Annotated in this window: 6 protein-coding genes; 2 read left to right on the top strand and 4 right to left on the bottom strand. The window is 64.7% G+C overall.

What is annotated here, in order from left to right; genetic code table 11:
* Nucleotides 1-327 precede the first annotated feature (327 nt).
* The gene (locus NKJ55_RS09275) at nt 328-2,499 is read left to right on the top strand and encodes a malate synthase G (protein ID WP_352449628.1); all 2,172 of its coding nucleotides are present in this window, start codon (nt 328-330) and stop codon (nt 2,497-2,499) included.
* Nucleotides 2,500-2,750: 251 nt separating this feature from the next.
* Here the strand turns inward: NKJ55_RS09275 and NKJ55_RS09270 are convergent, their stop codons facing one another.
* From NKJ55_RS09270 to NKJ55_RS09255, 4 genes are all read right to left on the bottom strand, one after another.
* Complete coding sequence (locus tag NKJ55_RS09270) at nt 2,751-4,283, bottom strand: YifB family Mg chelatase-like AAA ATPase (protein ID WP_352449627.1); 1,533 nt, start codon at nt 4,281-4,283, stop codon at nt 2,751-2,753.
* Between the two features lie 162 nt (nt 4,284-4,445).
* Nucleotides 4,446-5,387, bottom strand: coding sequence for a glutathione synthase (gene gshB / locus NKJ55_RS09265; protein WP_352449626.1), 942 nt, complete (start codon nt 5,385-5,387; stop codon nt 4,446-4,448).
* 216 nt (nt 5,388-5,603) lie between these two features.
* Nucleotides 5,604-5,978 carry a GtrA family protein gene (locus NKJ55_RS09260; RefSeq protein WP_352449625.1) on the bottom strand — a complete coding sequence of 125 codons (375 nt, stop codon included), beginning with the start codon at nt 5,976-5,978 and terminating at the stop codon, nt 5,604-5,606.
* Between the two features lie 8 nt (nt 5,979-5,986).
* Nucleotides 5,987-6,994, bottom strand: a complete 1,008-nt coding sequence (locus NKJ55_RS09255; protein WP_352449624.1) for a glycosyltransferase — start codon at nt 6,992-6,994, stop codon at nt 5,987-5,989.
* A 129-nt stretch (nt 6,995-7,123) separates the two neighbouring features.
* Between NKJ55_RS09255 and NKJ55_RS09250 the strand changes: the two genes are divergently transcribed.
* Entirely contained in the window at nt 7,124-8,926 is a 1,803-nt protein-coding gene (locus tag NKJ55_RS09250; protein ID WP_352449623.1) for a GtrA family protein, read from the top strand.
* The last annotated feature ends 127 nt before the right edge of the window (nt 8,927-9,053 follow it).

Below are 9,053 nucleotides of genomic sequence, written 5' to 3'. Positions count from 1 at the left end.
GCCATCGCATCAAGAAATGCGCCTGGAACGACGACTATCTCATCAATGCCATCACTCATATGCGATAGCCCTGCCCTTGAGGGGGAGATGTCGCCGAAGGCGACCGAGGGGGTCGCCTCGCATGAAGCGCGACGCGATTTGGTGCAAAGAAGAGGTTGCACTTCCACGCGAGGCGACCCCCTCTGGCCTGCCGGCCATCTCCCCCACAAGGGGCCCTCAAGGGGGAGATCGGCAGCGAAAACGCCCTACCTTCACCCTGAGCTGAATTGACCCTGCCACCGTGACATGCCAAAGGCCCGGCCTAGCCTTTCGTCTGGAGAAGCCCTGATGACCGATCGCGTCGAGATCGCCGGATTGCGGATTGCCCGCGAGCTTCATGATTTCGTCGTGAACGAAGCGATGCCGGGCACCGGCATCGAGGCGGAGGCATTCTGGAACGGTTTTTCGGCGATCGTCCATGATCTCTCGCCAAAAAATCGGGCGCTGCTCGAAAAGCGTGATGCCATGCAGGACAAGCTCGACCGCTGGTATCGCGACAATGGCGCGCCCGTCGACATGGAGGCCTACAAGACGTTCCTCCGCGAGATCGGCTATCTCCTGCCCGAGGGGCCGGCGTTCAGCGTGACCACCGAAAATGTCGACCCGGAAATCGCTTCGGTTGCCGGGCCGCAGCTGGTGGTGCCGGTGATGAACGCGCGTTATGCGCTGAACGCCGCCAATGCGCGCTGGGGCTCGCTGTACGATGCGCTCTACGGCACCGACGCTATCCCGGAGACGGCCGGCGCCGAGCGAGGCAACAAATTCAATCCGGCGCGCGGTGCCAAGGTCGTCGCCTGGGTGAAAAGCTTCTTCGACGAGGCGGTGCCGCTCACCACAGGCAAATGGGCCGGCGTCAACGGGCTTTCGGTCGCCAACGGCATGTTGCGGCTCGGCGAGGGTGCCGGCGCCACCACGCTTGCCGACCTCAGACAGTTTGCCGGCTATCGCGGCGATGCCGCCGACCCCGAAGCCGTGCTGCTCACCAAGAACGGCCTGCACATCGAAATCGTCATCGACCGCAACAACCAGATCGGCCGCACCGATCCGGCCGGCATTGCCGATGTCGTGCTGGAATCGGCACTGACCACCATCCAGGACTGCGAGGATTCGATCGCCGCAGTGGATGCGCAGGACAAGGTGCTGGTCTACCGCAATTGGCTCGGCCTGATGAAGGGCGACTTGGCGGAGGAGATCACCAAGGCCGGCAAGAGCTTTGTCCGCAGGCTCAACCCCGACCGCACCTATACCGCGCCCGATGGCGGCACGCTGACCTTGCCCGGCCGCTCGCTGATGCTGGTCAGGAATGTCGGCCACCTTATGACCAATCCGGCGATATCGGACCGCGACGGCAACGAGGTGCCGGAAGGCATCATGGATGCGGCGCTGACGGCGCTGATCGCGCTGCATGACATCGGCGTGAACGGGCGCCGCGCCAATTCTCGCGCCGGCTCGATGTACATCGTAAAGCCCAAGATGCACGGGCCCGACGAAGTTGCCTTCGCCGTCGAGATTTTCGACCGCGTCGAGGCGCTGCTCGGCGTGCCCAAAAACACCATCAAGATGGGCATCATGGACGAGGAGCGGCGCACCACCGTCAACCTCAAGGAGGCGATCCGCGCCGCGAAAGAACGCGTCGTCTTCATCAACACCGGCTTCCTCGATCGCACCGGCGACGAGATCCACACCTCGATGGAAGCCGGCCCGATGATCCGCAAGGGCGACATGAAGCAGGCCGCCTGGATCGCCGCCTACGAAGCCTGGAACGTCGACATCGGGCTGGAATGTGGGTTGGCCGGCCACGCCCAGATAGGCAAAGGCATGTGGGCGATGCCCGACCTTATGGCGGCGATGCTGGCCGAGAAAATCGCGCATCCCAAGGCCGGCGCCAACACCGCCTGGGTGCCGTCGCCGACGGCGGCGACGCTGCACGCCACCCATTATCACAAGGTCGACGTCCATGCCGTGCAAGCGGCGCTGAAGAGCCGGCCCAAGGCAAAACTCGACGACATCTTGTCGGTGCCGGTCGCTGTGCGGCCGAACTGGTCGCCAGAAGACATCCAGAAGGAACTCGACAACAATGCGCAAGGCATTCTGGGCTATGTCGTGCGCTGGATCGACCAGGGCGTCGGCTGTTCGAAAGTGCCTGACATAAACGACGTCGGTCTGATGGAGGACCGCGCCACGCTGCGCATCTCCTCGCAGCACATCGCCAACTGGCTCCATCACCGCGTCTGCACGCCCGAGCAGGTCATGGAGACGATGAAACGCATGGCGGCGATCGTCGACCGCCAGAACCAAGGCGATCCGCTCTACCGGCCGATGGCGCCGGATTTCGACAAGTCCATCGCCTTCCTCGCCGCCTGCGACCTGGTCTTCAAGGGGCGCGTGCAACCCAACGGCTACACCGAGCCGGTGCTGCACGCACGGCGGCTGGAGCTGAAGGCGCGGGATAACGGCTGAACCGAAAGCACGATGCACGCCGGCCAAGGGTAAGCGCCGGCGTCCCCCTCCCCCTTGAGGGGAGGGTGGCCCGAAGGGCCGGGTGGGGTCGCCAACGCAGTGCGCCAACCCAATTCTGACGGTGCGCCTTAGGAGGAGCATCGCAACGCTCCGCACCTCGGTCGGTTTCGAAATGCGACAGGCCGAGCGTCTCACCGGCGACCCCACCCGGCCGCTTCGCGGCCACCCTCCCCTCAAGGGGGAGGGGAACGTCACGCCGCCTGTGCCATCCGTTCCGAGCTCATGCGGTAGGAAATCGCTTCGGCCAGATGGATGCGGCCGACCGTCTCGCTGGTCTCGAGATCGGCCAGGGTCCGCGCCACCTTCAAGACGCGGTGATAAGCTCGTGCGGAAAAGCCGAGCTTTTCGCTGGCATCCCTCAGCAGCGACAGGCCGGCGGCGTCGGGCATGGCGATCTCCTCGATGACTGACGGCGAGCAATGCGCGTTGGTGGTGGCGGAGGTCGCGCCGAGCCGCTCGAAGCGCTCTCGCTGGATCGTACGGGCGCGGGCAACACGTAGTGCGACGGCGGCACTTTTCTCCGCCCGGTCCGGCCGGATCAGATCGCTGGCCGAGACCGCCGGCACCTCGATCCTGAGATCGATGCGATCGAGCAGCGGGCCGGAAATGCGCGCCTGGTAGTCGGTGCGGCAGCGGTCGCCGCGCAGGCAGCGATAGCCAGGCTCGCCGGCCATGCCGCAGCGGCACGGGTTCATCGCCGCGACCAGCTGGATACGCGCCGGGTAGGTGACGCGATGATTGGCCCGGGCGATCATGCAGTCGCCGGTCTCGAGCGGCTGGCGCAACGCATCGAGCGCCTGCGGCGAGAATTCGGGAAACTCGTCGAGGAACAGCACGCCGTGATGGGCAAGCGAGGCCTCGCCCGGCCGCACGCGCAGGCCGCCGCCGACCATCGCCGCCATCGAGGCCGAATGGTGCGGCGCGCGGAACGGCCGCCGGTCTGTGAGTTTTCCTTCGCCGAGTTCTCCGGCCACCGAGGCGATCATCGAGACTTCGAGCAATTCCCTGGGTGCCAGCGGCGGCAGGATCGACGGCAGCCGCTGCGCCAGCATCGACTTTCCCGACCCCGGCGGTCCGACCATCAGAAGATTGTGGCCGCCGGCCGCCGCCACCTCCAGCGCCCGCTTGGCGGTCTCCTGGCCCTTGATGTCGGCAAGGTCGGGCAGGTCGCGCGCCGAGGCATGGATGCCGGCTTCCGGCCGCGACAGAACCTGCGTGCCGCGAAAATGATTGGCGATGGCGATCAGGCTGCGCGGCGCCAGTATGTCGAAATCCTTGCCGGCCCAGGCCGCTTCCGGCCCGCAGGCGAACGGGCAGATCAAGCCCTTGCCTTCGGCGTTGGCACCGATCGCCGCCGGCAGCGCGCCAGCCACCGCGGCGATGGTGCCGTCGAGCGACAATTCGCCAAGCACGACATAGCCGGCCAGCATGTCGCCCGGAATGGCGCCGAGCGCCGCCATCAGACCGAGGGCGATCGGCAGATCGTAATGGCTGCCTTCCTTGGGCAGGTCGGCCGGCGCCAGATTGACGGTGACCTTCTTCGACGGCATCGACAGGCCGGATGCATGAAGTGCTGCCTGCACCCGCTCGCGGCTTTCGGCTACAGCCTTGTCGGCCAGCCCGACGATGTGCATGTTGACCTTGCCCGGCGCGATCATCACCTGCACGTCGACCGGCACGGCCTCGATGCCCTGGAAAGCAACCGTGCGAACCCGCGCCACCATGTCTTCACCCCGGATGCAGGCTTTTGCCCCAAGCCTTTGCGATCATGCCGCGAAGGCGTCACCCGAGACAACCACAGATTTCCGGCGAAGGCAAGAACATTTGGGGAACAGCTGAGCGCAACGGCTGCAATGGTTTGCAACGCGGCCGCTCGCGAAGCGAGGCTAGTTGCGCTTCTCCTCGACGGCATCCCAGAACAGGCTGGCGATGTCGGCGCCGCCGAAGCGCTGCACTTCGCGTATGCCGGTCGGTGAGGTCACGTTGATCTCGGTCATGTAGTCGCCGATGACGTCGATGCCGACGAGGATGAAGCCGCGCTCCTTCAGCGCGGGACCGATGCGGGCGCAGATCTCGCGTTCGCGTTCCGTCAATTCGGTTTTTTCGGCGCGGCCGCCGACATGCATGTTGGAGCGCGAATCGTGCTCGGCCGGCACGCGGTTGATGGCGCCGACAGGCTCGCCGTCAATCAGGATGATGCGCTTGTCGCCAGCCCGCACCTCCTTGAGGTAGCGCTGCACGATGTAGGGTTCGCGGAACAACTGGCCGAACATTTCGAGCAGCGAGGCGAGGTTGCGGTCGGCCTCGTGCAGGTGGAAGATGCCGGCGCCGCCATTGCCGTAGAGCGGTTTGACGATGATATCGCCGAACTCCTTGCGGAAGGCTGCGACCTCGAGCGGGTCCTTGGTGATCAGCGTGTCCGGCATCAGGTCGGGAAATTCAGTGACGAAGATCTTTTCCGGGCTGTTGCGCACCCAGGCAGGGTCGTTGACCACGAGGGTCTTCGGATGGATGCGCTCGAGGATATGCGTGGTGGTGATGTAATTCATGTCGAAGGGTGGATCCTGCCGCAAAAGGATGACGTCCATCTCCGAAAGATCGGTGCGGACTTCTTCGCCCAGCGAATAATGATTGCCCTTCTCGTCGCGAACCTGCATCGCCTCGATACGGGCAAACACCTTGCCGTCGCGCAGCGACAGCCGGTCGGGCGTGTAGTGGAACAACTGGTGGCCGCGCCGCTGCGCCTCCAGCGACAGCGCAAACGACGTGTCGCCGGCTACCGACACGGTGGAGATGTGGTCCATCTGGACGGCGACTTTCAGGGGCATGGCAGCTCTCCGGCGCACTTGGAGCGATCCACTTGGACGCACAAAGTACGCTCCAACATTTTTTGAATCCATGCATCGTGCTTTCCGAAAATCGATTCCGATTTTCGGGCCGATGCATCGACGACAGCGATATAAGGAAATCGGCGGCTTCTGCCAATCGGCCAAGGTCACGATGAGGCTGCGCTTCGCTTGGCGCAGACCTCGACGCGATAGTTCTCAGCGGTCGAAGACCAGCTTGGAATAGCCGAGGAAGGACAGTGCCATGGCGACCAGCGAGGCGACCGCAAGGGCTATGAGCGGCGACACCATCGGCAGTGCGAACAGCATGGCGCAATAGACGAGATAATTGACGACGCTGGTGGCAATGCCGACGCCGCCATAGCGGGCGCCCTCTTGCGCGACGCCGCGGCTGGAAGGCGAGAAGGTCAGATGGCGGTTGATCAGCCAGGTGACGGACAGGGCAAAACCGATCGAGATGATGCGAGCCGCGAAGGGGCCAAGCGGCGCTATCGCCAACACCAGCCAAAGCGCCGCCGCGTCGGCGACGAAGCCGATGCCGCCGGCGACAATGAAGCGGGCGAGGCGTCCCATTTAGGGCTCTAAGCCGCCCGCGGGGTCTTGCGCGGTCCGGTCTTCAAAGTCGCGAGCGCACTTGCGCGTTCGCGTTCGACGCGGCCGGAAGGCATCGACAGATAGAAGATGCGCTTCTGCTCGGCCCGGCCGCGCGACACCGAATCGAGGATTACCCCGGTCACCGCCGCCAGCATCGACAGCAGCAGCAGCCCGACCGACAGCACCCACGTCGGCATGCGCGGCACAAGCCCGGTTTCGGCGAACTCGATCAGCACCGGCGCCATCAGAAACAGGCTTGATGCCAGGAAGAACACCGAAAAAGCGCCGAAGAAACGCAGCGGCTGCGTCTCCTTCATCAGCATGGCGAACATCCACAGGATCTTCGCGCCGTCGCGAAAGGTCGACAGCTTCGACGAGGAGCCTTCCGGCCGGCGGCCATAGTCGAGTCCGATCTCGCTGACCGGCAATTTGAGCTGCGAGGCGTGCACCGACATTTCGGTCTCGATCTCGAAACCGCCGGAAACGGCGGGAAAACTCTTGACGAAGCGCCTGGTGAAGGCGCGGTAACCCGAGAAGATATCGGTAAAGTCCGAGCCGAACAAACGTTTGTAGAGGCTGTTGAAGATGCGGTTGCCGAAGGCGTGGCCTGTCCTGCCGGCGTCGTTGACGACGCCGCGCCTGGTGCCCACCACCATGTCGGAGCGCTCGGTCAGCAGCGTGTTGATCAGTTGTGGCGCGTCCTCCGGCGCATAGGTGCCGTCGCCGTCGGCCATCAGGTAGATGTCGGCCTCGATGTCGGCGAACATGCGGCGCACGACATTGCCTTTGCCCTGGCGCGGCTCGCGCACCACGATGGCGCCGGCGGCGCGGGCTCGGAGCGCCGTCAGGTCGCGCGAATTGTTGTCGTAGACATAGATCGCGGCGGCAGGCAGCGTTTCGCGAAAGCGCCGCACCACTTCGCCGATCGTCAGCTCTTCATTGTAGCAAGGCAGGAGCACGGCGATGCTCGGCTCATGGCGCACTTCTTGTGGCATTTTCGTCTCCGGATGCCCTGTGAGGCCCCTGACCACTCAAGCGCCGGCCTCGCTCGGGCGGCTTTACTATTTATTGAAGCTGTTAAGGCTAGGTTTAAACCGCACCGTATTCCTTCCAAAGGTCCTGATATGAGCACAGCCGACGATGGCGCCTCCATTTGGAGGTCCGATATCGCGCTGGCGCTGCTTGCCACGCTGCTGGCGCTTGCCGTCAATGCCTTTGCCGGCTTCCCGGCACTGACCAATGCCGGCGGCGACAACGACAATCTGCTGCGCCTCGTCGAAGTTCGCGACATGCTGGCCGGCCAAAGCTGGTTCGATCTCCACCAGTACAGGATGGGCCTGGAAGGCGGTTTCGTCATGCATTGGTCGCGGCTGGTCGATGCGCCGATCGCCGCCATCATCATCGCCGTATCGGCCCTGACCGGCAGCGCGGCCTTTGCCGAGAATGTTGCGCAAGTGCTGTGGCCGGCGCTGCTCTTCTGCCTGACCGTATTTTTCACGGCTCGCGCCGCGCGCAGCTTTGCCGGTGACAGCGCCGTGCTGCCCGCTGTCGTGATCGGCGCTGCCGCACTGTATTTCCTCGGCATTTTTTCGCCTGGCGCGCTCGATCACCACAATGTCCAGCTGATGCTGAGCATGGCCAGCCTGAGCCTGTTGCTTGAAGCGCCAAGGCGCAGGCCGGCGGCATTGCTCTCCGGCCTGTGCGCCGGATTGATGCTGGCCGTCGGCATGGAAACCGCGCCTTATGTCGCCACCATCGGCGCCTCAGTCGCCACGCTGTTTGCCCTCGACGCCGATGGCGAGAGGTCGATTGCCAGGGATTTCGGCCTCGGCTTTGCCGGCGTCTCCGCCCTCGTCTTTGTCGTCACCATCCCGTGGTCCGCCTGGGGTCAGGCGCAATGCGACGCCTTCTCGGCCGTGCAGTTGGTCGTCGCAGCGATTGCCGGAACCGGCCTTGCGGCGATAGCGTCGATCGAGCCCGCCGGCCGCACGCGCCAACGGCGGTTCGCCTCGCTTGGCCTGCTTGCCCTGATATTGGCCGCTCTCGTCGTCCTTTTGTTCCCACAATGCCTGGCAGCGCCCTACGCCAACCTCGATCCGCGCCTCAAGGAGCTATGGCTTGATCACATCGACGAGGCGCAATCGCTGTTCAAGCTGGTCGCTGAAGATCCGGCCGGGGTGGTGGCGCGCTATGCCACGCCGCTCATCGCGCTCGTGCTGATGGCGCTTCGCCTTGGCCGTGGCGGCTGGCGGCGGCAGGACAGCCTTGTCGGCGCGCTGCTTGTCGTGGCCTTCATCGTCAGTGCTTGGCAGGTGCGCGGTTCGACATTCTCGATCGCCTTCGCTGTCGTCCCGCTTGCCGCCTGGATTGCCAAATGGCGTCAACGGGCCGAGGTCAGCCCGTCGCGCAGCGTGGCGCTGCGCATGGCCGCCGTCTGGCTGGTTTCGGTGAATGCCGTCTGGACTGGGGCTGCCGCGGCAACCTCGGTCGCCTTCGAGGACAGCAGTACCGCCGCCGATAATGGCGACGGCGCCGATGTCGCTTGCCAGCGCATGGCCTCCTTTGCGGCGCTTGGCCGCCTGCCAGGCACCACCATACTGGCAATTTCCAATCTCGGATCGCCGATCCTGGCCTATTCCGGACATCACGTCTTCGCCGGGCCCTATCATCGCAACGTCGCCGGCAACCTGCTGGCGCTCGATGCCTTCCTTGGGTCCGATGCGGATGCCAGGACCATCCTGGCGGATCATCACGTCGGCCTCGTCGCGCTGTGCCCCGGCAGCGCCGAAAGCAAGCTCCTCGCAGCCGAGGCGCCGGCAGGCTTTCTTGCCGGGCTGATGCGCGGCAGCGTGCCGGAATGGCTTGAGCCGGTTGCCGGGACCAGCGGAGCCGCCGTCGAATTGTACCGCGTCCGGCTGGGCAGCTGATCGATCGGCGGCCCGTGCGGCCTTTTGTCGGACGTAAGTCCTGACAATCCACTCTTTCGCCCTTGCCCACCCGACACGGCTGGATAGGATGCGCGCCGGCCGACTGCGATTATTGGACCGGGAGAGA

Source organism: Mesorhizobium sp. M0106, assembly GCF_040322715.1.
GTDB lineage: Bacteria > Pseudomonadota > Alphaproteobacteria > Rhizobiales > Rhizobiaceae > Mesorhizobium.
This window is presented reverse-complemented; position numbering and strand designations above follow the sequence as displayed.